Annotated in this window: 20 protein-coding genes; 7 read left to right on the top strand and 13 right to left on the bottom strand. The window is 60.7% G+C overall.

The genetic code is table 11. The annotated features are described in order from the left end of the window. Nucleotides 1-34: 34 nt before the first annotated feature. Nucleotides 35-265, bottom strand: a complete 231-nt coding sequence (gene rpsU, locus WKI41_RS12305; protein ID WP_062427830.1) for a 30S ribosomal protein S21 — start codon at nucleotides 263-265, stop codon at nucleotides 35-37. A gap of 319 nt (nucleotides 266-584) precedes the next feature. Between rpsU and WKI41_RS12300 the strand changes: the two genes are divergently transcribed. The 7 genes from WKI41_RS12300 (at nucleotide 585) to WKI41_RS12270 (ending at nucleotide 6,824) form a co-directional block, all read left to right on the top strand. After that, nucleotides 585-1,838 (top strand): sarcosine oxidase subunit beta family protein, encoded by a 1,254-nt coding sequence (locus tag WKI41_RS12300; RefSeq protein WP_112520933.1) that lies wholly within the window; start codon nucleotides 585-587, stop codon nucleotides 1,836-1,838. Between the two features lie 2 nt (nucleotides 1,839-1,840). Further along, the gene (locus WKI41_RS12295; RefSeq protein WP_340193881.1) at nucleotides 1,841-2,242 is read left to right on the top strand and encodes a hypothetical protein; all 402 of its coding nucleotides are present in this window, start codon (nucleotides 1,841-1,843) and stop codon (nucleotides 2,240-2,242) included. A 9-nt stretch (nucleotides 2,243-2,251) separates the two neighbouring features. Continuing rightward, nucleotides 2,252-2,566 carry a sarcosine oxidase subunit delta family protein gene (locus tag WKI41_RS12290; RefSeq protein WP_340193798.1) on the top strand — a complete coding sequence of 105 codons (315 nt, stop codon included), beginning with the start codon at nucleotides 2,252-2,254 and terminating at the stop codon, nucleotides 2,564-2,566. After that, nucleotides 2,563-5,523, top strand: coding sequence for a sarcosine oxidase subunit alpha family protein (locus tag WKI41_RS12285; protein ID WP_340193797.1), 2,961 nt, complete (start codon nucleotides 2,563-2,565; stop codon nucleotides 5,521-5,523). Before WKI41_RS12290 ends, WKI41_RS12285 begins: the two co-directional genes overlap by 4 nt. Continuing rightward, nucleotides 5,516-6,064, top strand: a complete 549-nt coding sequence (locus tag WKI41_RS12280) for a sarcosine oxidase subunit gamma (RefSeq protein WP_340193796.1) — start codon at nucleotides 5,516-5,518, stop codon at nucleotides 6,062-6,064. Before WKI41_RS12285 ends, WKI41_RS12280 begins: the two co-directional genes overlap by 8 nt. A 137-nt stretch (nucleotides 6,065-6,201) precedes the next feature. Next, nucleotides 6,202-6,465, top strand: a complete 264-nt coding sequence (locus tag WKI41_RS12275; protein WP_062598912.1) for an AbrB/MazE/SpoVT family DNA-binding domain-containing protein — start codon at nucleotides 6,202-6,204, stop codon at nucleotides 6,463-6,465. Then, on the top strand, nucleotides 6,465-6,824 hold the full coding sequence (locus WKI41_RS12270) for a type II toxin-antitoxin system PemK/MazF family toxin (protein WP_340193795.1): 360 nt from the start codon (nucleotides 6,465-6,467) through the stop codon (nucleotides 6,822-6,824). The genes WKI41_RS12275 and WKI41_RS12270 overlap by 1 nt, the downstream gene beginning before the upstream one ends. Before the next feature lie 252 nt (nucleotides 6,825-7,076). Here WKI41_RS12270 and WKI41_RS12265 read toward each other — a convergent pair whose 3' ends face one another. The 12 genes from WKI41_RS12265 to WKI41_RS12210 all read right to left on the bottom strand — a co-directional run bounded on the left by WKI41_RS12265 (nucleotide 7,077) and on the right by WKI41_RS12210 (nucleotide 26,890). Beyond that, on the bottom strand, nucleotides 7,077-8,447 hold the full coding sequence (locus tag WKI41_RS12265) for an APC family permease (protein ID WP_340193794.1): 1,371 nt from the start codon (nucleotides 8,445-8,447) through the stop codon (nucleotides 7,077-7,079). A gap of 193 nt (nucleotides 8,448-8,640) precedes the next feature. Beyond that, nucleotides 8,641-9,678, bottom strand: a complete 1,038-nt coding sequence (locus WKI41_RS12260) for a DUF2332 domain-containing protein (protein ID WP_340193793.1) — start codon at nucleotides 9,676-9,678, stop codon at nucleotides 8,641-8,643. A gap of 69 nt (nucleotides 9,679-9,747) precedes the next feature. Beyond that, a complete protein-coding gene (locus tag WKI41_RS12255) occupies nucleotides 9,748-10,233 on the bottom strand; it encodes a MaoC family dehydratase (RefSeq protein ID WP_340193792.1) in 486 nt (161 codons plus the stop codon). A gap of 50 nt (nucleotides 10,234-10,283) precedes the next feature. Further along, on the bottom strand, nucleotides 10,284-12,242 hold the full coding sequence (gene glgX / locus WKI41_RS12250; RefSeq protein ID WP_340193791.1) for a glycogen debranching protein GlgX: 1,959 nt from the start codon (nucleotides 12,240-12,242) through the stop codon (nucleotides 10,284-10,286). A 312-nt stretch (nucleotides 12,243-12,554) separates the two neighbouring features. Beyond that, nucleotides 12,555-14,186, bottom strand: a complete 1,632-nt coding sequence (locus WKI41_RS12245) for an alpha-D-glucose phosphate-specific phosphoglucomutase (protein WP_340193790.1) — start codon at nucleotides 14,184-14,186, stop codon at nucleotides 12,555-12,557. After that, nucleotides 14,187-15,629 (bottom strand): glycogen synthase GlgA, encoded by a 1,443-nt coding sequence (gene glgA, locus WKI41_RS12240; protein ID WP_340193789.1) that lies wholly within the window; start codon nucleotides 15,627-15,629, stop codon nucleotides 14,187-14,189. A gap of 5 nt (nucleotides 15,630-15,634) precedes the next feature. Then, entirely contained in the window at nucleotides 15,635-16,897 is a 1,263-nt protein-coding gene (glgC, locus tag WKI41_RS12235; protein ID WP_340193788.1) for a glucose-1-phosphate adenylyltransferase, read from the bottom strand. A 120-nt stretch (nucleotides 16,898-17,017) separates the two neighbouring features. Further along, nucleotides 17,018-19,225 carry a 1,4-alpha-glucan branching protein GlgB gene (gene glgB, locus WKI41_RS12230; RefSeq protein WP_340193787.1) on the bottom strand — a complete coding sequence of 736 codons (2,208 nt, stop codon included), beginning with the start codon at nucleotides 19,223-19,225 and terminating at the stop codon, nucleotides 17,018-17,020. After that, nucleotides 19,225-21,687: a glycogen/starch/alpha-glucan family phosphorylase gene (locus WKI41_RS12225; protein ID WP_340193786.1), complete on the bottom strand. Its 2,463-nt coding sequence runs from the start codon at nucleotides 21,685-21,687 to the stop codon at nucleotides 19,225-19,227. Before WKI41_RS12225 ends, glgB begins: the two co-directional genes overlap by 1 nt. A gap of 325 nt (nucleotides 21,688-22,012) precedes the next feature. Further along, the gene (locus tag WKI41_RS12220) at nucleotides 22,013-23,398 is read right to left on the bottom strand and encodes a vWA domain-containing protein (protein WP_340193785.1); all 1,386 of its coding nucleotides are present in this window, start codon (nucleotides 23,396-23,398) and stop codon (nucleotides 22,013-22,015) included. 189 nt (nucleotides 23,399-23,587) lie between these two features. After that, complete coding sequence (locus WKI41_RS12215) at nucleotides 23,588-24,466, bottom strand: transglutaminase family protein (RefSeq protein WP_340193784.1); 879 nt, start codon at nucleotides 24,464-24,466, stop codon at nucleotides 23,588-23,590. 3 nt (nucleotides 24,467-24,469) lie between these two features. Next, nucleotides 24,470-26,890 (bottom strand): circularly permuted type 2 ATP-grasp protein, encoded by a 2,421-nt coding sequence (locus WKI41_RS12210; RefSeq protein WP_425341024.1) that lies wholly within the window; start codon nucleotides 26,888-26,890, stop codon nucleotides 24,470-24,472.

The raw sequence follows: 26,890 nt of genomic DNA, 5'->3' as shown, positions 1-26,890 counted from the left end.
CATAAGCATTCAAAAACGTCGAAAAGACGGCCTATTAGCGGCTCGCAGCACGTGGAGCAGCAATCAGACCTTCGCGCTGCATGCGCTTGCGAGCAAGCTTGCGAACGCGGCGAACGGCTTCAGCCTTTTCGCGAGCGCGCTTCTGCGAAGGCTTCTCGTAATAATCGCGCATCTTCATTTCGCGGAAGATACCTTCGCGCTGCATCTTCTTCTTGAGAGCGCGAAGCGCCTGATCAACGTTGTTATCGCGGACTAGTACCTGCACGTGAATCCCGTTCCTTTAGGTTGGTTATCTTGCCATGCGAATAAAGGCATTCGCAGGCAAACAAAAAATCGTTCGTGTGGCCGGGTTGGCCGCGCGATTGGTGAGGTGCAATATCAGATCGTTTCCTTGAAGTCCAGCCGTTAACTGTATCTCCCGGCGAAAATACAAGGGGTGGCAAGGGGGGTGCCGAGAAAGTTATGACGCATGTCAAAACAATCATGTCGCGGCGTCGCAAAATGAACACTGAACACTGCGCATATTTGCCATTCATAGGTCTCAGCCGGAATAATCCAGCGTGTCTTCAGGGAGTTGCTTGCGAATGCGCAAATTTTCTGTTTTTGCCGTGGCTCGCGAGGCAATGCGCGCCCACAAGGGATGGGACGCCCAGTGGGCTTCTCCCGAGCCGCGCAAGGAATACGACGTCATCATCATCGGTGGCGGCGGCCATGGCCTGGGTGCTGCTTATTATCTGGCCAAGGAACATGGCATCACCAATATTGCCGTTCTGGAAAAGGGCTGGCTCGGCGGCGGCAATACTGGCCGCAACACCACCATCATCCGCTCGAACTATCTCTATGAAGAGAGCATGGATATGTACGAGCATTCCCTCAAATTGTGGGAAGGCTTGAGCCAGGACCTGAACTACAACGTCATGTATTCGGCACGCGGCGTGATGATGCTGTCGCATAATGTGCATGACCAGCAGTCGTTCAAGCGCCATATCAATGCCAACCGTCTCTATGGCATCGACAATGAATGGCTGACGCCGGAGCAGGCCAAGGCCTATTGCCCCCCGCTCGATATTTCCGCCAACGCCCGCTACGCCATCAATGGTGCTGCCCTTCAGCGTCGCGGCGGCACGGCGCGTCACGATGCGGTGGCCTGGGGTTATGCCCGTGCGGCATCCGATCGCGGCGTCCACATCATCCAGAACTGCGAAGTCACCGCGATCCGTCGTGGGCCCGATGGCGCGGTGACGGGTGTAGAAACCAATCGCGGCTTCATCGGCGCCAAGAAGATCGGCGTGTCCGCTGCCGGTCATTCCTCCGTCATCATGAAGATGGCCGATGTGCGCGTGCCGCTCGCCTCCAACCCGTTGCAGGCGCTGGTCTCCGAGCCGCTGAAACCCATCTTCCCCTGCGTGGTGATGTCCAACACCGTGCATGCCTATATCTCGCAGTCCGACAAGGGCGAGCTGGTGATCGGCGCCGGTACCGACCAGTACAACTCCTATTCGCAGACGGGCGGGTTGCAGATCATCACCCATACGCTGGATGCGATTTGCGAACTCTTCCCGATCTTCCGTCGTGTGAAGATGATGCGTCAGTGGGGCGGCATTACCGACAACACACCTGACCGTTCGGCGATCCAGAGTGTGACGCCGGTTCCGAACCTCTTCGTTAATTGCGGCTGGGGCACGGGCGGCTTCAAGGCGACCCCTGGTTCGGCGCATCTCTTCGCGCATCTGATTGCGCGTGGCGAGCCGCACCGGCTGGCGGCGGGGCTGAACCTAGACCGCTTCCGCACCGGACGGTTGATCGATGAGGCGGCAGCCGCGGCGGTTGCCCATTGAAGGTGCCGGCTGCTCTCCTGGCAGCTGCGTTCGTGGCCTCTGCGGCCGAAGCCGGTCCGGTTATTCCCGAGGCTGGCGATTTTCGAGTGCAGACCATTCGCAAGGCGCAAGGGGAGGACAACTGGCCGTTTTTGGCAGAGGAGGGCTTTTTGATGTGCGCTCCAAGCCTTGGCCAGAAGCTCGTCTATTTCGTGCCGAAAGGTGCGGACGGCGAGAATGAATATCCCGTCGCTCTCGACAGCAATCTGATGTCGATGGCGATGACCAATATGGGGCGTGGCAATGCGTTTCGTCCTTATGCGAATTTTGAAGAACTGACGAACAGGCTCTCCCCCTACATCACCATGGGAAAGCGCCTGTGTGACCAACCCGCCGGAACGGTGATTCCGGAAAGCTCTCTTTGAGGGAACATCATGCTGCTGATCCGTTGTCCATATTGCGAAGAAGAACGCTCTGAACTGGAGTTCCGCTGGGCTGGCGAGGCGCATATTGCCCGCCCTGAAAACATTGCCGGAATTTCCGATGAGGAATTTTCCGAATATTTCTTCATGCGCGATAACGACAAGGGCATGGTTTACGAGCGCTGGCGCCATATCCATGGCTGCGGTCGCTTCTTCAACGCGGCGCGCCATTCCGTAACCGACAAGTTTCACCTGACATACAAGGCAGGCGAGCCGAAGCCGGATGAGGCTTCGCTTCTCTCCACAAGCGAAGGAGCAGCCCGATGAGTGGCGCTTACCGTATCAAGGGTGCCGGTCGCCTGACGCCTGCCCGCACCGCCCGCTTCAACTTCGACGGCAAGAGCTATACGGCGCTTCAGGGCGACACGGTTGCGTCCGCGCTGCTTGCCAATGGCGTCCACCTGATCGGCCGCTCGTTCAAGTATCACCGTCCGCGCGGCTTTCTGTCTGCCGGTCCGGAAGAGCCGAATGCGCTGATCGACGTGTCGCGCGATGCATCCCGCCGCCAGCCGAATGTGCGCGCCACGGTTCAGGAAGTCTTCGATGGTGCCATCGTCTCGTCGCAGAACCGCTATCCGTCGCTTTCTTTCGACGTTGGCGCGATCAACGATTTCTTCTCGCCCTTTTTTGCTGCGGGCTTCTACTACAAGACTTTCATGTGGCCGAAGGCTGCATGGCACAAGATTTATGAGCCGATCATCCGCCGCGCCGCCGGTCTCGGCAGCGCGCCGAAGCAGGGCGATACCGACCAATATGCCAGCCGCTTTGCCCATTGCGATGTGCTGGTTGCCGGTGGCGGCGCTGCCGGTCTGACGGCGGCACTGTCCGCTGCCAAGACCGGTGCCAAGGTCATTCTGGTCGATGAGAACCCGACGGTTGGCGGTGCGCTGCGTTTCGAAAGCGGCACCGTGATCGATGGCAAGAACGGCTATGACTGGGCGCAGTCGGTGGTGGCCGAGTTGAAGGCCATGCCGAATGTCGAGGTGCTGACCCGCACCACTGTCTTCGGTTACTACAACCACAACTTCATTGGTCTGGCCGAGCGCGTGACCGACCATCTGGCAAGCCCGGCGCTACATGAGCCGCGCGAGCGCCTATGGCAGGTGCGCACCAAAAAGGTGATCATGGCAACCGGCGTCATCGAGCGCCACATGGTGTTCGCCAACAACGACCGCCCCGGCATCATGCTGGCGTCGGCTGCACGCACTTATCTCAACCAGTATGGCGTGGCTGTCGGCCACAATGTCGGCGTCTACACCGCCCACGACAGCGCCTACGAGGCGGCCTTCGACCTGAAGCGCGCCGGAGTGAAGATCGCAGCCATCGTCGACTGCCGTCCGAACCCGGACCAGAAGCTTCTGGATGAGGCACGTGCGCTCGGCATCGAAGTGCTCGCCGGCCACAGCGTCTACGATACAGCTGGCCGTCTTCGCGTCACCTCCATGACGGTTGGCCGCAATGGCGGTTCGGGCAAGCGCAAGATCGCTGTCGATGCGCTGATCGTTTCGGCCGGCTGGACGCCATCGGTGCATCTCTTCTCGCAGTCTCGCGGCAAGCTGAAATATGATGCGGCCAATCAGCGCTTCCTGCCGGATGTCTATGCGCAGGACGGTGTGTCCGTCGGCGCCTGCAACGGCACCGACGATCTCTCCGCGCTGCTTTCCGAAGCGGCTGCGGCTGGTGGCGGAGACGTGTCGGTCTCCGGCAGTAACACACGTCACTGGACCGGCGGCATGATCGGCGCTGCCGAAGGTGCGGGTGCCGACCACAGCGTCAAGGCCTTTATCGATTTCCAGCATGATGTCTGCGCCAAGGATATTCGCCTCGCCGTGCGCGAAGGCATGCACTCCATCGAGCACATCAAGCGCTTCACCACCAACGGCATGGCCTCCGACCAGGGCAAGATGTCCAACATGCATGGCCTTGCCATTGCGTCGGAAGCGCTAGGCCGCGATCTGCCGAAGGTCGGTCTCACCACCTTCCGCTCGCCCTATACGCCGGTGACCTTCGGAACGCTGGTCGGCCACTCGCGCGGCAAGCTGTTCGACCCAGCCCGCAAGACGCCGATGCATGCTCTGGAAGAAGCAGAGGGTGCGGCCTTCGAGGATGTCGGCAACTGGAAGCGCGCCTGGTACTATCCGCGTGCGGGCGAAGACATGCATGAGGCAGTCAACCGCGAGTGCAAGACGGTGCGCGAAAGCGTCGGTGTCTTCGATGCCTCCACGCTCGGCAAGATCGAGGTTGTCGGCCCGGATGCGGCGAAGTTCCTCAACCTGCTCTACACCAATGCCTGGGATACACTGAAGCCCGGCCGCTGCCGCTACGGCATCATGACCCGCGAAGACGGCTTCGTTTATGACGATGGCGTGGTGGGCCGCATGGCGGAAGACCGCTTCCACGTGACGACGACGACGGGCGGTGCGCCACGCGTGCTGCACCACATGGAAGACTATCTGCAGACGGAATTCCCGCATCTCAACGTCTGGCTGACCTCCGCCACCGAACAATGGGCGGTGATCGCGGTGCAGGGACCGAAGGCGCGTGAGGTGATTGCGCCGCTGGTGGAAGGCATCGATCTTTCGCCGGAGGCCTTCCCGCACATGGCGGTGGCCGAGGGCAAGATCTGCGGCGTGCCGACACGTCTTTTCCGCGTGTCCTTTACCGGCGAACTCGGCTTCGAAGTCAACGTGCCTGCCGATTACGGCCCGGCCGTATGGCAGGCCATTGCCGAGCGCGCCAAGGCTGTCGGCGGCTGCCTCTACGGCACCGAGACGATGCACGTGCTGCGCGCCGAAAAGGGCTATATCATCGTCGGCCAGGATACGGACGGCACAGTGACGCCCGACGATGCGGGTCTCGGCTGGGCCGTCTCCAAGAAGAAGACGGATTTCGTCGGTATTCGCGGCCTGCAGCGCCCGGATCTGACCCGCAGCGGCCGCAAGCAGCTCGTCGGTCTTCTGCCGAAGAACGCCCATGAGGTGCCGGAAGAGGGCGGCCAGATCGTCGTCGATCCAAATGCACCAAAGCCGATGACGATGCTCGGTCACGTCACGTCGTCCTACTGGTCCGAAAATCTTGGTCGCGCCATCGCTTTCGGTCTGGTGGCCGATGGCCGGGCGCGGATGGGTGAGACCCTCTACATTCCGCTCGCCGACAGGACGATTGCAGTCGAGGTGACGGACATGGTGTTCTTCGACAAGGAAGGAGGCCGGATCAATGGCTGATTTGGCAACAGCAAAGCGTACATTCGTTCTCGACGGCGTGCATGGCGGCTCCGCCGGCACCTCCATCAAGCCTGCGGCTCCGGCCTACCGGCTGGTGCTGCGTGCGCGGCCAGAGGCGATAGAGGCGGTCTCTCAAGCGCTCGAGCTTGCGCTGCCGACCCGCCCGAAAACCTCTGCGACATCGGGACTGCGTTCCGCCTTGTGGATAGGCCCGGATGAATGGCTGGTGATCGACCAGGGTGAGGCCGACTTGATGGCAGCCCTTTCCGGCACCACCGGCCTCTTCTCCGCCACCGACGTCTCCCACCGCAACCTCGCCATCATCGTCTCCGGCCCAGGCGCCGAAACGACGATCAATGCCGGCTGCCCGCAGGACCTGTCGCTCGCCGCTTTTCCGGTGGGTGCCTGCACCCGCACGGTGTTCGGCAAGGCGGAAGTCATTCTGCTGCGCGTGGCGGATGACACCTTCCGCGTGGAGTGCTGGCGTTCCTTTGCGGACTACGTGTTCGGTCTGCTGGACGAGGGTTCGCGGGACGCTTGAGAAAGCAGCCCCTGCCGGCCGACAGGTTGGGGGGGTATCTCTCCCACCGTGCCGCGCAACTGTCGGGATGGTTTGGACGTTCTCTTGCGCCGCTCGGATTATGTGCTATTTTTGTAGCACATCATGGAGCAACGCATATGAGCAACACAGCAAAAATTCGTCGTCAGGGTGGTGCAACCGTCTTCAGCATCCCACCCGCGCTTTTGAAGATGCTCGGTGTGGAAGTTGGCGCGGAGCTGACGCTAGCCGTCAGCAACGGGTCTCTCGTGGCGACGCCTAAGCAGGCTAAGAAGAGGTATACGCTGGCAGAGTTGCTCGAGGGCGCGGACGAAATGGCTGCACTCAACAAGGAGGCGGCGTCCTGGAATGTCAGCCCGCCTGTCGGTAAAGAAGTCTTTTGATGGTCCGCAGCAACGTTCCAAAGCGCGGCGACGTTTTTCTCATCGACCTCAATCCCGTGGTTGGGAATGAAATGAAGGATGATCACCGATGTGTGGTGATCACTCCTCGTGAGATCAACATGGTCGGCATGTGCCTGACGGTGCCGATCACAACAGGCGGCGCCTTTACCCGCAGGGCTGGTCTCGCCGTCAATATTTCTGGCCATAAGACGACCGGTGTTGCGCTGTGCAATCAGGTAAGAGCGCTCGACATAGTTGAGCGGGTAAAGCAAAAATCCGCTAGACTTGTCGACACGCTGGACGAGGCAACCACCGACGAAATCGTTGCGAGAGTCGTCAGCATGATTGATCCTGCGTAGTATCGTCGTGATGAGGGTGCCGGGGGATGGACGCCAATAATTTTCAGCTGAGGTCCGAGGCGGTTTGGGATGGCAGTCCTTGCCGCACGGCGTTGCGGGGAGGTTGAATCTCTCGTCTCCGTCATTCTCGGCCTTGAGCCGAGGATCCATCGCTAACCGGCTAAGCGTTTGAAAATGTGGATCCTCGGGTCGGGCCCGAGGATGACGGAGGATTTGGTCGGTTGTCCCAACACGGGAAAGCGCTTTTATGCCTCACGCCTCCTTTGCCTGCGCCCGCATGAAGCCTACCGTTGCTGCCCAGAGCACGACACCGATCAGAAGCAGCACGGCGGCAATCGAATATTGCACAGGGTCGCGCCCGGTCCACGGGCCGACAAGGAAGAAGCAGCTGATGGCGCCGAGCACCGGCAGGATGGTCGGGGTGCGGAAATGCTTGTGGGCCACCTTGTCCTTGCGCAGCACCAGCACGGCGACATTGACGATGGTGAAGACGCCGAGCAGCAGGAGTGCCGTGGTGCCGCCGAGGGCTGGCACGCCGCCTGCAAAAGCGATGAGGCCGACGGCAATCAGCGAGGTGAAGATGATGGCCACAAAGGGCGTGCGGCGGCCGGCATGGACCTTGCCGAGGGCTGGCGGCAGCACGCCTTCGCGGCTCATGCCATAGATCAGGCGGCTTGCCATCATCATGTTGATCAGCGCCGAATTGGCGACTGCGAACATGGTGATGACGGCAAAGATGCCGATCGGGAAGTTTGGTGCGCCGGCCTGCACCACCTTCAACAGCGGCGTTTCGCCTTCACCAAGTTCGGCAGCGGGAACGAGCGTAATGGCGGAAATGGCAACAAGAATATAGATGACGCCGGTGATGACGAGGCCACCGAGCAGCACTTTCGGGAAGATGCGGGCGGGCTGCTTGCACTCTTCCGCCATGTTGACGGAATCCTCGAACCCAACCATGGCGAAGAAGGCCAGTGTGGTGGCGGCCACCACCGACCAGATGACGCCGTGTTCTCCGGCGGGCTCAAACGTCCAGGCGCGCGACACATCCCCCTGACCGTTTCCAATCGCCCAGAAGCCGATGCAGATGATCATCAGGAGTCCGGTCAACTCGACCACAGTCAGCACCACATTCATCTTCACGCTTTCACCGACGCCGCGAAAATTGATGAGTGCCACGGCGATGATGAAGGCGATGGCGATGCCGGTGACACCGAAGCCGCCGAAATTGAAGCCGGTGACGGTGGCGAAGTTTGCGGCAAAGGCGCGGGATGCTGTCGAGGCGGATGTGACGCCGGACGACATGACGGTGAAGGCGACGAGAAAGGTGATGAAGTGCACGCCGAAGGCCTTGTGCGTGTAGAGCGCTGCACCCGCAGCGCGCGGATATTTCGTCACCAACTCGAGATAGCTGCAGGCTGTCAGCAACGCCACGCCGAAAGCGATGAGGAAGGGCAGCCAGACCACGCCACCAACCTCGGCTGCGACCTGTCCCGTCAGTGCGTAGATGCCCGTACCAAGAATATCGCCGACGATAAAAAGAAGCAGCAGCCCCGGCCCCATGACGCGCTTGAGCTCTGTCTTCTGCTCGCCTGCATCATCCGGTTGTGTGACATTGTGCGCCATATGGAGTTCCCCCGAACAATAATTGCGATAACGCAAGAAATGGTGTGGGGGTTCCAGTCATTAAGAACAAATAAGTTCAATTGCTTACGCTCGGCATTGTCCGCGTAGAGCGTCATAGACGGCGTCAAGGGCTGCAGCTAGAAGATGAACCGTAGACTGTTTCACTTTTCCTATCGGCTGCAAGCCGGAGTGCTCAATTGACCCAGCCCTTCCACTCCACCCAGCGCCCGTGAAAATCGGCTCGGCCGATCTCCTGTTTTTCGCCGGTTGGCCAGATTTGCAGGGTCAGCGCCGCGCCGCTGGGCTGGCCGTCGCCTTCCATTTGCAGCCGCGCGAGAGGAGCGTCTGCGGTGGCACGGGCGCCGGCTTCGGCGATCAAGGCTTCGCCCTTCTGTTTGAGGGCGTCGGGAAAATATTGCCAGGCAATGGAGTGGAAAATGATGTGGGCAGCATCCGGCCTTGGGGTCTCCAGCCGCTTTGCCAGCCAGTCGACGGCGTCTGCCTTTTCCACCTGAAGATGATTGTCTGCCGCAATGCTGAGCGCGTTTTGCGTGCGCTCCAGCCGATCCTTCTGGTCAGCCCAAATGTAGGAGAGCTGGCGCAGGCGATCATCGGCAGAAGACGGGTTCAAGGGGTTGAGATCGCAGCCCGCGCGCTCGATGACCGTAAAGGTGCCGGGGATGTCCGGCTCTTGTCCGCGCCATTCAGGGGAGAGGAGGACGGGGCTTGTCGCGCCCCACTGCGTTTTGCCGAGACGATAGCGGTAGCGGTCGAGCTGGAGGTTGAGGCCGGCACTCGCGCCGACTTCTGAGAGGATGAACGGCTTGCCGGTGCGCTCGGCGACGATGAAGAGGCCGGGCAGGAGGGCGGCGGAGCGGCGGACTTCGTTGGTTTGCGGTGGTGATGTCAGACGATCGAGGATGAAGGCCTCGTGCTGCCGGAACGCCGCCTGGACGGCTGTCCATAGCGAGCCATCGATAAGTTCGATCAGCGGATCGATACGGTGGAGAAGGACCAGCGCATGCAGTGCACCGGCGGTGCGCAGCGGCACGGAATCGTCGCTGGGGCCGGGCGGGCCAGGCCAGGTGAGGATGGCTTTCGCCACCGCACCTTGCGCGCTGTCCAGCTTTTCGGCAAGCAGCCTGCAGAGCCTTGCGGTGAAGGGGGAACCGAGCGCATCGCAAGCCTTGGCCTGCGTCTGGAATGCCTCTTTAACGATTGCTTCCGGCATGGCGTACTCCCTGCGGTGTCTCAGCAAGCTTCTTCAGACGCAAACCAAAGCGTTTGCGCTAAATAAAGCTCACGCGTCTTCGGGCCTATCCTTCGGGTCGAACTGAGAGATGGTCGTCCAGCGAGCGGTAAGCGCGGGTTTCTTTTCGTCTTCGATCTCCACCGTCACATCATAGCTGGTCGTCAGCATGGCGGCACCGCGGAAGCGGGCTTCTGCCAGGGTGAAGTGTCCGCGAATGCGCGCGCCGCTTTTGACCGGGGCGACGAAGGTGACTTTGTCAAAGCCGTAGTTGATGCCCATGGTCTGTTCGCGGATTTTCGGCAGCGCGCTGTAATTCATGGCCGACAGCAGCGAAAGGGTCAGGAAGCCATGGGCAATGGTGCCGCCGAAGGGGCTCTCGGCTTTGGCGCGTTCTGGATCGGTGTGGATGAACTGGTTGTCCAGCGTGGCGCCTGCAAAGGCATCGATCATTGCCTGGTCGACGGTGATCCAGTCGGACACGCCCACTTCCGTGCCGACCAAATCCTTCACTTCGCTCAGCGATACGTGTTTCACGGCTCATCGTCCTTTTTGATAGATGTTATAGGCCGATGCTCGCGGCCCGATCAACCGGCAAGATAGAAGACGACGGAGCGCGGCGGCAGCCAGGCGGGCACGCCGAAATTGACGCCGAGCGGCTTCCATCCGTCACCCTTCAAGGTGAAGGGAATGGCGTTGCGGCTGCGGTTAATAAGGGTGGCGAGGCGCACCGCCTTGCCGGTCTCCCGGTCCAGTGTTTTCAGCACCATGGCGAAGGTCGTGGCATCGGGGTGGTTCCAGTCCTCGTCGCGCATGGGGTCTCCCAAGGGGGATAGCCACTCGATTTCGCCGCTGTCTGCGGAGAAGAAGGTGCTTTCGTCAAAGACTGCGAAGCGCTGGCGCAGCTTTGCCAGGAAGGCGGTGTGGTCGATCAGGTCAGGCGAAAGTACTTTCCAGTCTACCCAGGTGATACCGTTGTCCTGGGCATAGGCATTGTTGTTGCCGCGCTGGCTGCGCCCGCCTTCATCGCCTGCCGTCAGCATCACCGTGCCGCGGGTGACGAAGAGGGTGGCGAGCAGCGCCTTGGCGTCGGCAATCCGAGCGGCCTTGACCGCGGGATCGTCGGTCAGGCCTTCGATGCCATTGTTCCAGGAGTGGTTGTCATTGTGCCCGTCGCGATTCTCCTCGCCATTCGCCTCATTGTGCTTGTGAGCGTGGGAGACGAGATCGAACAGCGTGAAGCCATCATGGGCAGCGATGAAGTTGACGCTGCGGGTTTCGGTGCGCGCGTTGCGTGAGAAGATCGGGGCGGAGCCGGCAAGCGCGTCGGCAAGCGCGCCCATGGTGTGATCGTCGCCGCGCCAATAGCGGCGGATATCGTCGCGGGCGCGGTCGTTCCATTCGAGGAAGGACGCAGGAAAATTGCCGAGCTGGTAGCCGCCGGGGCCGATATCCCAGGGTTCGGCAATCAGCACCCGGTCGGCCAGAAGCGGGTCTTCATGCATCTGGCGCAGAGTTTCGCTTTGCGGATCGAAGCCCTCCGCTGTGCGGCCGATAACGGGGGCGAGATCGAAGCGGAAGCCATCGATACCGGCATGGGCGACGAAATGGCGGAGCGTTTCGATCACCAGATTGCGCACCTGCGGGTGGTCGCAGGCAACGGTGTTGCCGGTGCCGGTATCGTTGATCAGCGTGCCGGGGTCGTTCGACGCGTGGCGGAAATAGGTGAGGTTGTCGAGCCCGCGCAGCGATAGCGTCGAGCCAAAGCGGTCGCTCTCGCCAGTGTGGTTGAAGACCAGATCGAGGATGACGCCGATGCCTGCTTCGTGCAGCTTGGCGACGGTGTCGCGCAATTCTTCGATGCCGCCGGGGCAGAGACGCGGATCGAGCGCCATGAACCCGACCGGGTTGTAGCCCCAGCCATTGGTGAGACCCAGCGGCGGTAGATGCCGCTCGTCAATCCAGGCGGTGATCGGCATCAATTCAACGGCGCTGACGCCGATCTTTTGCAGATGCGCCATGATGGCAGGATGGGCGAGCGCTGCGACCGTGCCGCGGATGGCGTCGGGCACCTCAGGATGCAGCATGGTGAACGGCTTGACCGCGACTTCGTAGATGAGGCCGGTGCGGTTGAAGCGGGGTGGCTCGGGTGTGACGGCCGTGTCCTTCGCGACGATGGCCTTGGGCATGACGGCGGCGGTGTCTTTGCCGTAGGTGAACAGGCTTTTGTGGTTCTGGAAGGGACGGTCGATTGTCGTGGCGTAGGGATCGAGCAGCAACTTGGCCGGATCGAACCAGAGGCCCTGGTCCGGCGCGTAGGGGCCGTGGGCGCGGTAGCCGTAGCGGGTGCCGATGGTGGCCTGCAGGACGGTGAGGCGGTGGATGCCGTCTTCGCCGGGCTGCATGGGGAGGCGCGCGGTTTCGGTGTTGCCGACGGCGTCGTAGAGGCAGAGTTCGAGTTTGGTGGTGTGTTGGGAGTAGACGGAGAACTGCGTGCCGGTTGGTGTGGGGACTGCGCCTTGGGGGAACGTGGAGTTGGTTGGCATGGCGGGTCCGTTTGGGTTTGAGGGTGGGGCTTGCGCCGTCATCTTGTTAGTCGAAGACCAGAGGATTTTTGTGAAGGACCCCCCTCTGTCCTGCCGGACATCTCCCCCTCAAGGGGGGAGATCGCGTTGGGTTGACCGCCCGCCTCTTCGGCTAACTCAGCGAAGAGATTTCTCCACTCTCGACGATAAATGATGAGGGCGAGTTTACTTCTGGCCGATCTCCCCCCTTGAGGGGGAGATGCCCGGCAGGGCAGAGGGGGGTGCCCACCTGTCATAACGGCGGAGGGGCGCGCCAATCCTGCCAACCGCAGATCAGGTAATCACCGTCGGCGCATCGCGGCCCGTGTGCTTCTTGATCCCGGCAATCGTGTCTGCTGCAGCAATCAGGTCGGCGAGCGCTTCCTGGGTTTCGATATTGTGGCGGGCCGCATCGGCCTCGTAGCGCTCCACATAGAGGCGCAGCGTTGCGCCCGATGTGCCGGTGCCGGAGAGGCGCAGCACGATGCGGGAGCCGCCTTCGAAGAGGATGCGGATGCCCTGGTTCTTGCTGACCGACTGATCGACCGGGTCGTGATAGGCGAAGTCGTCGGCCTTTTCGACCTTCAGATTGCCATAGGTGGTGCCTGGAAGGGTGGCGAGCTTTTCGCGCAGCGTTGCGACGAGCGTGTTGGCGGCGTCGCTGTCGACTTCTTCATAGTCGTGGCGCGAATAATAGTTGCGGCCATATTCGGCCCAGTGCTTGGTGACGATGTCTTTCACGCTTTCCTTGCGGGCGGCGACGATGTTCAGCCAGAAGAGCACGGCCCAGAGGCCGTCCTTTTCGCGCACGTGGTTGGAGCCGGTGCCGAAGCTTTCCTCGCCGCAGACGGTGACCTTGCCGGCATCCAGCAGGTTGCCGAAGAACTTCCAGCCGGTTGGCGTTTCATACATGCCGATGCCGAGCTTTTCCGCCACGCGGTCTGCAGCTGCACTGGTCGGCATGGAGCGGGCGATGCCGGAGATGCCCGATGCATAGCCGGGGGCGAGCTTGGCGTTGGCGGCGATGATCGCAAGCGAATCCGAAGGCGTGACGAACATGCCCTTGCCGACGACCATGTTGCGGTCGCCATCGCCATCGGAGGCGGCGCCGAAGTCGGGGCCTTGCGGGCTCATCACGTCGTCATAGAGTTCCTTGGCGTGAACGAGGTTCGGGTCCGGGTGATGGCCGCCGAAGTCGGGCAGCGGTACGGAGTTGCGGACCGAGCCTGCCGGTGCGCCAAGGCGCTTCTCGATGATTTCGACCGCGTAAGGACCGGTCACCGCACTCATGGAATCGACCACGACCTTGAAGCCGCCAGCGATCAGATCGCGGATCGCGCCAAAGTCGAAGAGTTCTTCCATCAAAGCGGCGTAATCGGCCACCGGATCGATGACTTCCACCTGCATGCCGGCAACGTCGCTGGTGCCGATCCGGTCAAGATCGATATCGGCGACATCGGCGATGCGGTAGGTTTCGATCGATTTGGTGCGGGCAAAGATGGCGTCGGTGATCTTCTCAGGGGCCGGGCCGCCATTGCCGATATTGTACTTGATGCCGAAGTCTTCGTTCGGGCCGCCTGGATTGTGGCTGGCGGAGAGAACGATGCCGCCGAAGGCCTTGTACTTGCGGATGACGTTGGAGGCGGCAGGCGTGGAGAGAATGCCGCCCTGGCCGACCAGCACCTTGCCGAAGCCTGCGGCTGCAGCCATCTTGATCGCCTTCTGAATGACCTCGCGGTTGTAGTAGCGGCCATCGCCGCCGATCACCAGCGCCTGGCCTTCAAAGCCTTCGAGGCTGTCGAAGATCGACTGGATGAAATTCTCTGCGTAGTTCTCCTGCGCGAAAACCGGCACCTTCTTGCGAAGGCCGGACGTTCCGGGTTTCTGGTCCTGAAACGGCGTGGTCTGGACGGTCTTGATCGACATTCAATGGCCTTTCGACGTAAGTTGGGTGTAAAGCGCGGCGTAAAGTCCTGCGCTCTTTTCCCAGGAAACATCCGATTTCATCCCCTGCTTCTGCATCTGCGTCCACAGCTTCGGGTCTCGGTAATATCGCATAGTGCGGCGGAGCGCCTGGCGCAGCCCATCCGGTGTGACGGAGGTGAACTGGACGCCGGTTGCGACCTTGGCGGAAACAGCAGCGTGATTGGCATCGATCACCGTATCGTTCAAGCCCCCGTTGCGGGCAACGACGGGAACGCAGCCATAACGCAGCGCATAAAGCTGGGTCAGGCCGCAAGGCTCGAAGCGGGAGGGAACGATGATGGCATCACAGCCGGCCTGCATCAGATGCGACAGCGGCTCGTTATAGCCAACGGCCACGCCAACGCGTCCGGGGTGACGGGTGGCGGCCGCCATCAGCGCGCCTTCCAGCGCGATTTCGCCGGCGCCCAGCACCACAAGCCGGCCGCCCATTTCGACGATATCATCGGCAACCTCGGCGATCAGGTCGATCCCCTTCTGCCAGGTGAGGCGGGAGATGACGCAGAAGAGCGGGCCGTTGTCATGGTCCACGCGGAAGTGGTTGGCGACGGCGGCCTTGTTCAAGGCGCGCAGCTTGAGGTTTGCGGACGAGTAGTTTTCCTGGATCAGGTGGTCGATTGCCGGATCCCAAACTTCTGCGTCGATGCCGTTGACGATGCCGTGCAGAACATGCGCGCGGCTGCGAATAACGCCATCGAGCCCCATTCCGTAGTCCGGGGTCAAAATCTCCTCGGCGTAGGATGGGCTGACGGTGGAGAGCGCTGTCGCCGTCTGCAACCCGCCCTTCAGGAAGCTGATATCGTTATAATATTCGATGCTTTCGGTCGCAAAGGCATGCGGTGGCAGGCGCAGTTCGGAGAAGATATTGGCGCCGAACTGACCCTGGAAGGCGATGTTGTGAATCGTCAGCAGGCTTGGGATTTCTGGTGTTTCGGCATAACGCATATAGACCGGGGCCATGGCGGCCTGCCAGTCATGCGCGTGCAGAAGATCCGGCTGCCAGCCGGAAAGCTTGCCTGCGGCGATTTCGGCAGCGGCGAGCGACAGGGCGGCATATCGCTTCCAGTTGTCGTCGAAGTCCTTGCCGGTGGAATCGAGGTAGGGGCCGGCCGGCCGGTCGTAGAGCGAGGGAATATCGAGGATCAGGAGGTCCAGACCCTCATGCTCGCCTGCGAGAATATCGGCATGTTCGCCGAGAAGATCAGGGAATTCCCCAACCTTATGGGCGTCCTTGACTGCCGATTTGACGGCCGGGTAGCCGGGGATCAGCGTGCGGGTGTGAACGCCGCAGGCCTTCAATGCGATGGGAAGCGCGCCGGCAACATCGGCGAGCCCCCCGGTCTTGATCAGCGGATAGATCTCGGACGCGACCGAAAGAACATTCATGAGGCTCACAAATCCAGCTTGTCGATCATCGATTGCGTTATCAGGCAGATGCCGTTGTCGGTGCGGCGGAAGCGTTTGCCATCGAGAACAGGATCCTCACCAACGATCAGCCCTTCGGGAATGACGACGCCGTGGTCGATCACGACGTTGCTCAGTTGCGCGTGACGGCCGATCTTCACACTCGGCAACACCACGGCATTTTCGAGACGCGAATAGGAATTGGCGCGAACCCCGGTAAACAGAAGGCTGCGGTTGAGCGAGGAGCCGGAAATGATGCAATCGCCGGAGACGACGGAGGAGACCGCGGAACCGCGGCGGTTCTCATCATCATGGACGAATTTCGCCGGCGGCGTGATTTCGGCATAGGTCCAGATCGGCCAGGACTTGTCGTAGATATCCAGATCCGGAACGATATCGGTCAGGTCGATATTGGCCTGCCAATAGGCATCGATTGTGCCCACATCGCGCCAGTATGGACCGTGCTCGAAATCCGAGCGCACGCAGGATGAAGCGAAGCGGTGGGCGACGGCTTTTCCATGTTCGACGATGTAAGGAATGATGTCCTTGCCGAAGTCGCGGCTGGAACTTGGGTCGGCCGCATCACGGCGCAGGCATTCCATCAGGAACTTGGTGTGGAAGACATAGATGCCCATGGAGGCGAGCGCGTGTTCCTCATCCCCTGGAATGCCCGGCGGATCGGCCGGCTTTTCGATGAAGGCGATGATCTCGTCCTTGTCGTTGACATGCATGACGCCAAAGCCGGTGGCTTCCATGCGCGGTACTTCCAAACAGCCGATCGTGACATCGGCACCGGAATCCACATGCTGCTGGAGCATGTATTCGTAGTCCATCTTGTAGATATGGTCGCCGGCGAGGATGACCATATATTCTGGCCCGTGCGATTCGATGATGTCGATATTCTGATAGACGGCGTCGGCCGTGCCTTCATACCATTGCGTTTCGGAAACGCGCTGGGAGGCGGGCAGAATATCGAAGCTTTCGTTACGCTCGGGGCGGAAGAAGTCCCAGCCGCGCTGCAGGTGGCGGATCAGCGAGTGCGCCTTGTATTGCGTGGCAACACCGATGCGGCGAATGCCGGAGTTCAGCGCGTTCGACAGCGCGAAATCGATGATGCGCGCCTTGCCACCGAAATAGACCGCGGGCTTTGCCCGACGGTCGGTCAGTTCTTTCAGGCGGCTGCCGCGCCCGCCCGCGAGGACATACGCCATTGCATCACGTGCCAGAGGCTGAATTCTCTTTTCACTCATCGCTCGAGTCCTCCCATAAAAGTCTACTGTTCCCTTGGTCTCAAACGTGTTGGGAGTTTTTAAGGTGTCCCATCACGCCTCCATTCTTGTCTGCCTCACGTCCCTGCGGCGCAAAGCGGATTAGTTCTCCAGCTCCAGCATGATGACGGCGAGCGGCGGAAGTGTGAGCGTCGCGCCAATGCTGCCGCCGGCATCCACCGCATGGACCCGCCCGCCATTGCCCTTGCCGGTGCCGCCATAAATCTCGGCGTCGGTATTGAGAATTTCGCGCCAGCGTCCGGAAACCGGAAGCGGCACGTAGTAATTTTCGCGATAGACCGGCGTCAGGTTGGAGATGACGGCCACCGGCTTTTCACCGGGCGCACGGCGCAGCCAGGCGAAGACGGAATTGTCGTGATCGTCGGCCATCAGCCATTCGAAGCCCTCCGGCTCGCAGTCGCGCGCATGAAGTGCTGCCTTGGAGCGGTAGGTGAAGTTCAGGTCGCGCACCAGGCGGCGCATGCCTTCATGCATGTGGTACTGGAGGAGGTTCCAATCGAGCGAGACCTTCTCGCTCCACTCGCTCCATTGCGCAAATTCCTGGCCCATGAACAGCAGCTTCTTGCCGGGATATCCCCACATGAAAGCGTAGTAGGCGCGAAGGTTGGCAAATTTCTGCCAGTCGTCACCCGGCATCTTGGCGATCATCGAGCCTTTGCCGTGCACCACTTCGTCATGCGAGATCGGCAGCACGAAGTTTTCGCTGAAGGCATAGAGCAGACCGAAGGTCAGTTCCTGATGATGGAACTTGCGATGCACGGGTTCACGCGAGAAATAGCTCAGCGTGTCGTGCATGAAGCCCATGTTCCACTTGAAGCCGAAGCCGAGACCGCCTTCATGCACGGGCTGGGAGACCTTCGGCCAGGAGGTGGATTCTTCCGCAATGGTCATGACGCCCGGATGATTGCCGTAGACCAGCGTGTTCATCTTCTGCAGGAAGCGGACCGATTCCAGGTTCTCGCGCCCGCCATATTCGTTGGGGATCCACTCGCCTTCCTTGCGGGAATAATCGAGATAGAGCATCGAGGCGACCGCATCGACGCGCAGGCCGTCGAGGTGGAATTTTTCCGACCAGTAGAGCGCATTGTTGATGAGGTAGGACATGACCTCGACACGACCGAAATTGTAGATCGCGGTGTTCCAGTCCGGGTGGAAGCCCTGGCGCGGATCGGCATGCTCGTAGAGCGCGGTGCCGTCGAACCACTTCAAGCCATGCTCGTCGGTCGGGAAGTGGGCAGGCACCCAATCCAGGATCACGCCGATGCCGACCTTGTGGGCACCGTTGACGAAGCGGGCAAAACCTTCCGGCTCGCCGAAGCGGGCGGTCGGCGCATAAAGGCCGGTCGTCTGGTAGCCCCAGGAGGGATCGTAGGGGTGTTCTGTGACGGGCAGAAACTCGATATGGGTGAAGCCCATATCGGCGCAGTAGGGGATAAGCTCGGCGGCCATCTCGTCCCAGGTCAGCATCGAGCCGTCCTGGCGTTTGCGCCATGAGGCGGCGTGGACCTCGTAAATGCTGATCGGCTGACGGCGCTGGTCGATGCTGGCCCAATGCTTGCGGTGCGCCTCGTCCTCCCACTCCTGCACGAGTTCGGGGGTGGTGACGGAGGCATTCTTCGGGCGAAGCTCGGCACGCCGCGCATAGGGGTCGGCCTTCAGCGGCAGAAGCTCGCCATGGGGACCGATGATCTCGAACTTGTAGGCGCAGCCGGCATAGACATCCGGTGCGAAGATTTCCCAGATGCCGGTGTCCTTGCGAAAGCGCATGACGTGGCGGCGGCCATCCCAATTGTTGAAATCGCCGACGACGGAGACGCGGCGTGCATTCGGTGCCCAGACGGCAAAATGAAAACCTTCGACGCCTTCGAGCTTCAGGGGGTGGGCGCCCATCTTGTCGAAGAGGCGCAGATGCGAACCTTCACGCACCAGATAATCGTCCATGGGACCGAGAACCGGGCCGAAGCTGTAAGGGTCGGTGACTGCCCACTCGGCATCGTCACGCAGCGCGCGGTAGCGCACCGGCTGGCGCTTGGAAATGTCGATCACGCCTTCGAAGAAACCGTCGTCGTCGGTACGGGTCAGCTCTCCAGCAACGTTGCCGTCAAGCGTCATCACCGTCACCTCTTCGGCACCGGGGATGAAACAGCGCGCCACCAGGCCGCCCGGCGTCTGGTGGACACCGAGCACTGCAAAAGGATTGGAATGCAAACCGCTCTTGATTGCCTCGATTTCGGCCGTGGGTATGGGATTGAAGGTCTTGTCTTCGGCCGAATTGAGCGGTTTTTTCATCAGGCTCTCCAGATTTCCGTGGCGTATTGGCGGATCGTCCGGTCGGACGAGAACCAGCCCATGCGCGCGGTATTGCGAACGGTTTTTTCATACCAGCTGGAGGGCTTGCTCCAGATGGCGTCGACATCGCGCTGCGCTTGCGCATAGGAATCGAAATCGGCGGCGACCATGAACCAGTCATTGTTGTAAAGACCGTCCATCAACCCGGTGAAGCGCGAGCGATCATCCGGCGAAAAGACGCCCGACGCGATCGACGAGACGGCCTGAGCAAGCTCTGCCGAGTTCTCGATGATGGCGCGCGGGTTGTGACCTTCGGAACGGGCTTTCGCCACCTCGTCGGCCGTCTTGCCGAAGATGACGATATTGTCTTGCCCGACATGCTCGAGCATCTCGACATTGGCGCCATCGAGCGTGCCGATGGTGAGTGCGCCATTGAGAGCAAATTTCATGTTGCCGGTGCCCGACGCTTCCATGCCGGCGGTCGAAATTTGTTCGGACAGGTCTGCGGCGGGAACCATGATCTCCGCCAGCGAGACGTTATAATTCGGAACAAATACCACTTTCAGAAGCCCACGCACTGCCGGATCGTTATTGATGACGCGGGCGATATCGTTGGCGAGCTTAATGATAAGCTTGGCGTTGTGATAACTCGGCGCGGCCTTACCGGCAAAGAACTTAACTCTTGGAACCCAATCGAGTTCCGGGTGAGAGCGAATTTGGTCATATAAAGCGACCGCCTCGATGAGGTTGAGGAGCTGGCGCTTATATTCATGGATGCGCTTGATCTGGATATCGAAGAGCGCCGACGGATCGACGCGGATGCCCATGCGCTGCGCCACCGTGTTGGCAAGGCGCACCTTGTTCTGCCGCTTGATCTCGGCAAACTTGTCGCGGAAGCTCGAATCTTCGGCAAAACGATCGAGATCGAGAAGCTTTTCGGCGTCATCCATGAAGGAATCGCCAATGGCATCGCGGATGAGGTTGGTCAGGCCGGGATTGCACTGCATCAGCCAGCGGCGCGGTGTAATGCCGTTGGTCTTGTTGTTGATGCGGCTTGGAAACAGCGTGTGCAGGTCGGAGAAGACCGTTTCCTTCATCAGTTCTGTATGGAGTGCCGAGACGCCATTGATGGAGTGCGAACCGATAAAGGCGAGGTTGCCCATGCGCACCCGGCGCTCGCCGCCTTCGTCGATCAGCGAAATCGAGCGGATCTGGCCGTCCGACAGCTTCTTTTCCTTGCGCGCGAAGATCAGCGTGTTGGCGTTGATGGCGTAGATGATCTGCATGTGGCGTGGCAAGAGACGCTCGAGAAGCGGCACCGGCCAGCTTTCCAGCGCTTCGGGCAGAAGCGTGTGGTTGGTGTAGGAGAAGGTGCCGCGGGTGATCGTCCAGGCCTCTTCGAACTCCAGACCATGCACGTCGCACAGAAGGCGCATCATTTCGGCAATGGAAATGGCCGGGTGCGTGTCGTTGAGCTGGATGGAGACCTTGTCCGGCAGATTGGTAAAATCCGGATATTGCTGCAGGTGACGACGCAGAATGTCCTGCAGCGACGCAGACGAGAAGAAGTATTCCTGGCGCAGGCGCAGTTCCTGACCCGCGGGGTTTGCGTCCGCCGGATAGAGAACGCGCGTCAGCGCTTCGGCCTTGTTGCTTTCGCGCAGCGCGCCGATATGGTCGCCAGCATTGAAGGCATCAAGCAGGATCGGGTCGATCGGCTGGGCAGACCAGAGGCGCAGCGTGTTGACGCGCGTGCCGCGCCAGCCGACGACCGGCGTATCATAGGCCATGGCGATCATGCGCTCGGCTGGCTTCCAGACGAAACGCTGTGGCTCTTCATAGCCGCCGATGGTCTCCACCGAGCCGCCAAAGCCGATCTCATAGGCGCTTTCACGCCGCTCGAATTCCCACGGGTTGCCGTGCGCAAGCCAGGTTTCGGGCAGTTCCACCTGCCAGCCATCGGCCATCTGCTGGCGGAAGAGGCCGTGGACATAGCGGATGCCATAGCCATAGGCGGCGATATCGACGGTGGCCATGGATTCCATGAAACAGGCAGCCAGACGGCCAAGGCCGCCATTGCCGAGTGCCGCATCCGGCTCCAGTGCGGCGATCACGTCAAACTCGACGCCAAGCGAGGTCAGCGCCTGGCGGATTTCTTCCATGAGCTCCAGATTGGAGATGGCGTCGCGCATCAGGCGACCGATCAGGAACTCCAGCGACAGATAATAGACGCGCTTGGAATCGTTCTGATAGGCCTTGCGGGTGGACTCCATCCACTTGTCGATGATGCGGTCGCGCACGACCAGAATGGTGGCCGTCAGCCAATCATGCGGCTTTGCCACCTTCACATCCTTGCCGATGCGGTAGGTCAGGCGCTCGATGATTTCAGAGGCGAGCACATCCGGTTCGGAACTGCGCGGGGCGGGGCGGGGAAGGTCGTTGGTGGCGAGTTTATTGATCATGGGTCGGTCAGCACCTTGATGGGAGGAGAGGGGCCTGATGTCGTCTATCGATCAAAGCGCGTCTCGATCCTTGGGAGCGGCTCGTCACGCGTTCGATCCTTTCATTGTTGCATGCCACGACCACAAATCGCCTCGCGGTTCACACGGCATGCTGCACTGCTTCGATTGCAGTTTATGCATCGATAAGCGGCTGTGGCAACAGCCCTTTTTGCAAGAGAAGCGATTGCCCAGAAAGGGACACGAGAGGTTGTAGAAAGCCTGTCGCAAAACGCAAAATGCGCGCAGCTTTCGCCGCGCGCTTGCTAGTATTGGAGCCGATCTGGCGTCAGTTGGTCAGGCGGGTGGGGATGCTGGCGGCTTTGCGGGCGATCTCGCCGAAGGCAGCCACGATCTCTTCCATGTTCTCCGGGTCATAATAATTGTCCGGGCTGCTGGCACAATATTTGAGCAGCGACTTGCCCTTGTCCGGCGCCATGAAAGCCACGGTAAAGATCTTGATGCCGTCTGCCTTGATGGCCGCGCAACTGGACCGCACCTGACTGTCGATGTTCGAATCCGTCATTTCGCCATCGGTCATGAACACGATGTAACGCTGGAACATCTTGTTGCCTTTGGCGTCATGCTGCGAGCGCTCTTCCGGATTGGCGCTTTTCAGAGTGTTGAAAGCGGTCGTCAGTGACGGATAGGCGTTGGTGCCCCCTGTCGGCACCGCAGGGATCGCGTCAACATATCGCTCTGTGGCCGACGTGCCCCAGCTCATCTTCTGCCCAGTGAAGCTTGCCGAATTATAGGCAATGGCGCCGGTGCGGATGAACTCGGACTCCGGACTGCCTTTGTCGTTATAGGACGGGTCAGCCTTGTTCAGCGTGTCCACCAGATAGGAGACGGCTGCCTGCAGCGACGCCATCTTCTTGACGTAGCACGGGGTGGTGAAGGCTACTCTCGGCCAGGATTTCTCCGTGTAATTGTCACATGAATTCCTGGATTTGTCCAACGTATCGGTCTTGAAGGCCATGGAGCCGGAGCGATCCAGTACGAGATAGAGGGAAAGAGCCGCACCCTTGCTGAAGCTGCTTTCGGCCGTGCTGTTGACGGTGATCGTGACCTCATCGAGACCGATGAAGCCCATGAGAGGATTAAGGGGTACATTAAGGGTGATCGAGCCAGAAATCTTGAAGCTCGTGCCTTTTTTCGTGTCGTTGCGGCTCGCAACCGCATCGACTTTGGTGTCGTCTTTTTTGGACTTGTCCTTATCAGCGCCGTTGCCGTTGCCGTTACCTTTACCGAGCCCGAGCCCATGGTCGAGAAGGGCTTCATGATCGAGCAGGATTCCCTTTCCTTTTCCGCTACCGTTTCCGTTGCCGCCTCCGTTGTCGGCGCTGCCTCCGCTTGCGCCGGCACTTCCGTTTCCGCTGCCGCCGCCATTTCCGTTATCGAGGCCGCCCTTGGAGTAGTTTTCAACGAACTTCTTGACCTCCGCGGCATATTCCGCGTCGGTTCTGCGACCCTCATCAAGCCGAGCATGCGTTGCTGCTGCAAGCACGGCGCTATCGAGCGCGATCTGCATGTCGTTTTTCACCTGCATGACGCGGGTGGCTTCCATGCCGGCACCGGCGGTGCCCAGGAGGACTGGCAGTCCAAGTGCAGTCAGAATTGCGAAGTTGCCGCGCTTGTCGGCGAGTAAAGTTCTTAATGACCGTACCATCATCATTCAGCCGACCCCCGGGCTATCGCCTTGTTTTTTATGGGGGTAGCCTTACTGCGGCTTTATTGATGCTTTGCTAACTTGCACACTATTGTTTGAGTAAAGCGGCGTTATTATTCAATAATAATTATCAGGGTGACGTTTTTTCCTCGAAAACAGTCCGTCATGGACCACTTTCAATGGCAATCAGGATGATCAACTGACCGGAACGACATCGACCGCTTGCGTGATTTTCTGGTTGCCGTAGCTTTTTAACACGCCGATGACAGGGGCCACATCGGCGTAATCGCGGCCATAGCCGACGACGATATGGTCGCTGCCGGCAACGATGTCGTTGGTGGGGTCGAGCTCGATGTAGCCGTCTGCCTCGCCGCACCAGACACGTACCCAGGCATGCATGGCGTCTGCGCCTTCCAGCCGCTCCTTGCCGGGTGGGGGAATGGTGCGTAAGAAACCGCTGACGTAACCCGCCGGAATGCCGAGGCTGCGCAGTGCCGAAATCATGATGTGGGAGAAATCCTGGCAGACGCCGCGCTTCAGCCTGAAGGCCTGCGCCGGCGTCGTATCCACCGTCGTGGCCTCGCCATCATATTTGAAGTCCTTGTAGATGCGTTGGCACAGCGCAAAGGCGATTTCGCGCACCGTCATGCCGGGCTTGGCGATGTCGCGCGCGTAAGCCGCAATCGCAGCATCTTCGCCGATGCGTGGGCTTGCGCCCGCCAGATGGTGCGGTGCTTGCGGATCGAGCGAGTTGATACTTGCAAGCTCAGCCTGAAGCTTGTCGAGCTGGGGGGAAAAATCCGCCGTCAGCGACGGGCTGTCCACCGCCACGCGGGCCTGCATGCGAATGTCGAGCTTGTCGTGGAGGGCGCGCAGATAGATCGACGTGGCGCTTTGATGGAAGAAATCATCGAATACGGTGCGCTCTTCCGGCGTCGGCGAGACGGTAAGCGCGGACGCGACCAGCCTCTGCCGACCTGGAATGGACAACGGCGTGACACGGATGATGTGGCGCGCACCGGATGCCAGCGTGTCGTAGAGATAGCCCATATGCAAAGAGAGATCGTAGAGCATCGACTATCCGAGATAGGTTTGCGCGAGGATGTCGGAGAGCCGTTCGAGATCCTTCTCCAACTGGCGGAAGACATCGCCGGAGAGATTTTCCGAGGTCATGACCGCAAGCGTCGAATGGATGCGCATGGCTTCGCGGTAGAAGGGTGACATCTGGCCGTTGACGAAGGCGTTTGGCAATTGCTCCACTTCGGCGCGGATCTCGTTCAGCTGGAAGAGAATGGAGCGCGGGTTGAGCGGATCGAGCGCCAGAAGGTCCATGACGGTCAGCGCGGCCGTATTCACATTGTAACGGCGGCGGTGGGTCATGACGCTGTCGCCGATTTCGAGCAGCATGTCGAAGGAGCCGTCGGGCGCCTCCGGGCCGCCCATATGGGCAAGCAGCCGCGTCATGTGCAGGCCGCGCTCCAGATAACGCCCGATCGCCAGGAAGCGCCAGCCGGTAAAGCGATACATGTTTTCATGCACCAGACCGGCAAAGCCCGCGACTTTACGCAGAAGGATGGTCATGGCGTGGGTGGCGTCATCGCCCGCGTGGATCTTGCTCTGGAAGCGGCGGGCGGTCTTTGCCAGATCGTTCAGCGCCAGCCAGCCATCCGGCGAGAAGCGGTCGCGGATGTTGCTAGCCGAGTAGATCGAGCTGTTGATATTGGCAATCAGGCTGGACGGAATGGCCTCTTCCACGTCGATATCGACGGTCTCCAGATAGCCCGTGACATGGGCCAGCAGCGGCTGCTTCGGATCGGCGGATTCGGCGTAGCGTGCGTGCCAGGCGCGCAGGATGCGAAGCGCCCCTTCGGAGCGCTCGATGTATCGTCCCAGCCAGAAGAGATTGTCAGCGGCGCGGCTTGGCAGGCTGCCCGGCATGTTGCGGATGAAGTTTTCTTCCGGCGGCAGGAGCGTGGTGCGCTCCACCGGCTTGTCGCTGACGATCCAGACGTCGGCCGCGCGGCCACCGGCCTGCATGGCGATGGCGGCGACATCGTTGCTGCGACCGATGCGGGCGAAGCCGCCTGGCATCACCTGCCAGCCATCCTGGGTGCGGGCAACGAAGACGCGAAGGCTCATGGGTCGCGGCACGAGCTTGCCATCGACAAAGGCGGGTGTGGTGGAGAGGGTCACGACCTCCTGGCCGACGAGCTTGTGGCCGTCGGTTGCCAGCCAGTCGCTGATCGAATCCTTGGCCGTCTCGCGCAGTGTCGAGCCGAGCACCGACTGGCCGTTATCGTCAAAGAAGGGCAAGCGCGAATAGGCGGGGCCGATGACCATGCGCTCGATATTGCGGGCCACCTGCTGACGCTCGGTCGGCTGGCCGCACCACCATGTGGCAATCGTCGGCATGGCAAGATCTTCGCCGAGGATGTGGCGACAGATGGCAGGCATGAAGGCAAGAAGCGCGCGGGTCTCGAGAATGCCGCTGCCGAGCGCATTGACCATGTTGAGCGAGCCGGCGCGCAGCGCCTGCACCATGCCAGGCGTGCCGATATGGGAATTCTGGTCGAGCTCCAGCGGATCGGCATAGGATGCATCGAGACGCCGCCACAGAACACCGACAGGCTTCAGGCCCGCAACGGTGCGCACCATCACGCGGTTGTTGACGACCGTCAGGTCTTCGCCTTCCAGAAGCATGAAGCCGAGATAGCGAGCGATATAGGCGTGTTCGAAATAGGTTTCGCTGGCAGGGCCAGGCGTCAGGACGGCGATGCGCTCATCCACATGCTGGCGGTGCGACTGCAACGTATCGCGAAACGCACCGAAGAAGGACGCAAGCCTATGGACATGGGCTTCCGCATAGATATCGGAAAAGGCGCGGGTGGTGGCCACGCGGTTTTCCAGCGCAAAGCCCGCACCGGATGGTGCCTGGGCCCGATCGGCCAGCACCCACCAGTTTCCATCCGGCCCACGGCCAATCTCGAAGGAGCAAAAGTGCAGGTAATGGCCGTTGGCGGGTTTGACCCCGACCATGGGGCGCAGAAATTCTGGATTGGAAGCGATGAGGGCAGGCGGCACATAGCCCTGCTGCACCAGCTTGTTCTCGCCGTAGATATCGGCAACGACGGCTTCGAGCAGGTTGGCGCGCTGGACGAGGCCTTTGGAGACGACCTGCCATTCGGCATCGTCGATCAGGACAGGGACGTGCGAGATCGGCCAGTTGCGTTCGCTGCCGCCACCCCCGACCCCTTGGGCGCTATAGTCGCGATAGAAGACACCGGCATCGCGCAGATACCGGTCGGTGCGCGAGAAGCGGTCGTGCAACTCACGCTCATCCATGCGCGAAAGCGCATTGACGAAGGGCTGCCAGACGGGACGGATGCGGCCGTCTATATCCAGCATTTCATCGGCAACGCCCGGCAATGCGCGATAGTCCAGCATGGAGCTCATGCCGGTTTCTCCGGTCTTGCGTTCGGTTGCAGGTGCCTTCGCCAC

Origin of the sequence: Agrobacterium larrymoorei (genome assembly GCF_037722385.1) — a bacterium.
Taxonomy (GTDB): Bacteria; Pseudomonadota; Alphaproteobacteria; order Rhizobiales; family Rhizobiaceae; genus Agrobacterium; species Agrobacterium larrymoorei_C.
Note: the sequence above shows the minus strand (reverse complement) of the source record. Positions and strands in the feature narration are given on the sequence as shown.

Excerpts from the sequence above, each read along its gene's own strand:
- WKI41_RS12300 (WP_112520933.1), top strand. The coding sequence starts at position 585 with ATGCGCAAATTTTCTGTTTTTGCCGTGGCTCGCGAGGCAATGCGCGCC.
- WKI41_RS12290 (WP_340193798.1), top strand. The coding sequence starts at position 2,252 with ATGCTGCTGATCCGTTGTCCATATTGCGAAGAAGAACGCTCTGAACTG.
- WKI41_RS12285 (WP_340193797.1), top strand. The coding sequence starts at position 2,563 with ATGAGTGGCGCTTACCGTATCAAGGGTGCCGGTCGCCTGACGCCTGCC.
- WKI41_RS12280 (WP_340193796.1), top strand. The coding sequence starts at position 5,516 with ATGGCTGATTTGGCAACAGCAAAGCGTACATTCGTTCTCGACGGCGTG.
- WKI41_RS12275 (WP_062598912.1), top strand. The coding sequence starts at position 6,202 with ATGAGCAACACAGCAAAAATTCGTCGTCAGGGTGGTGCAACCGTCTTC.
- WKI41_RS12270 (WP_340193795.1), top strand. The coding sequence starts at position 6,465 with ATGGTCCGCAGCAACGTTCCAAAGCGCGGCGACGTTTTTCTCATCGAC.
- WKI41_RS12265 (WP_340193794.1), bottom strand. The coding sequence starts at position 8,447 with ATGGCGCACAATGTCACACAACCGGATGATGCAGGCGAGCAGAAGACA.
- WKI41_RS12260 (WP_340193793.1), bottom strand. The coding sequence starts at position 9,678 with ATGCCGGAAGCAATCGTTAAAGAGGCATTCCAGACGCAGGCCAAGGCT.
- glgX (WP_340193791.1), bottom strand. The coding sequence starts at position 12,242 with ATGCCAACCAACTCCACGTTCCCCCAAGGCGCAGTCCCCACACCAACC.
- WKI41_RS12245 (WP_340193790.1), bottom strand. The coding sequence starts at position 14,186 with ATGTCGATCAAGACCGTCCAGACCACGCCGTTTCAGGACCAGAAACCC.
- glgA (WP_340193789.1), bottom strand. The coding sequence starts at position 15,629 with ATGAATGTTCTTTCGGTCGCGTCCGAGATCTATCCGCTGATCAAGACC.
- glgC (WP_340193788.1), bottom strand. The coding sequence starts at position 16,897 with ATGAGTGAAAAGAGAATTCAGCCTCTGGCACGTGATGCAATGGCGTAT.
- glgB (WP_340193787.1), bottom strand. The coding sequence starts at position 19,225 with ATGAAAAAACCGCTCAATTCGGCCGAAGACAAGACCTTCAATCCCATA.
- WKI41_RS12225 (WP_340193786.1), bottom strand. The coding sequence starts at position 21,687 with ATGATCAATAAACTCGCCACCAACGACCTTCCCCGCCCCGCCCCGCGC.
- WKI41_RS12220 (WP_340193785.1), bottom strand. The coding sequence starts at position 23,398 with ATGATGATGGTACGGTCATTAAGAACTTTACTCGCCGACAAGCGCGGC.
- WKI41_RS12215 (WP_340193784.1), bottom strand. The coding sequence starts at position 24,466 with ATGCTCTACGATCTCTCTTTGCATATGGGCTATCTCTACGACACGCTG.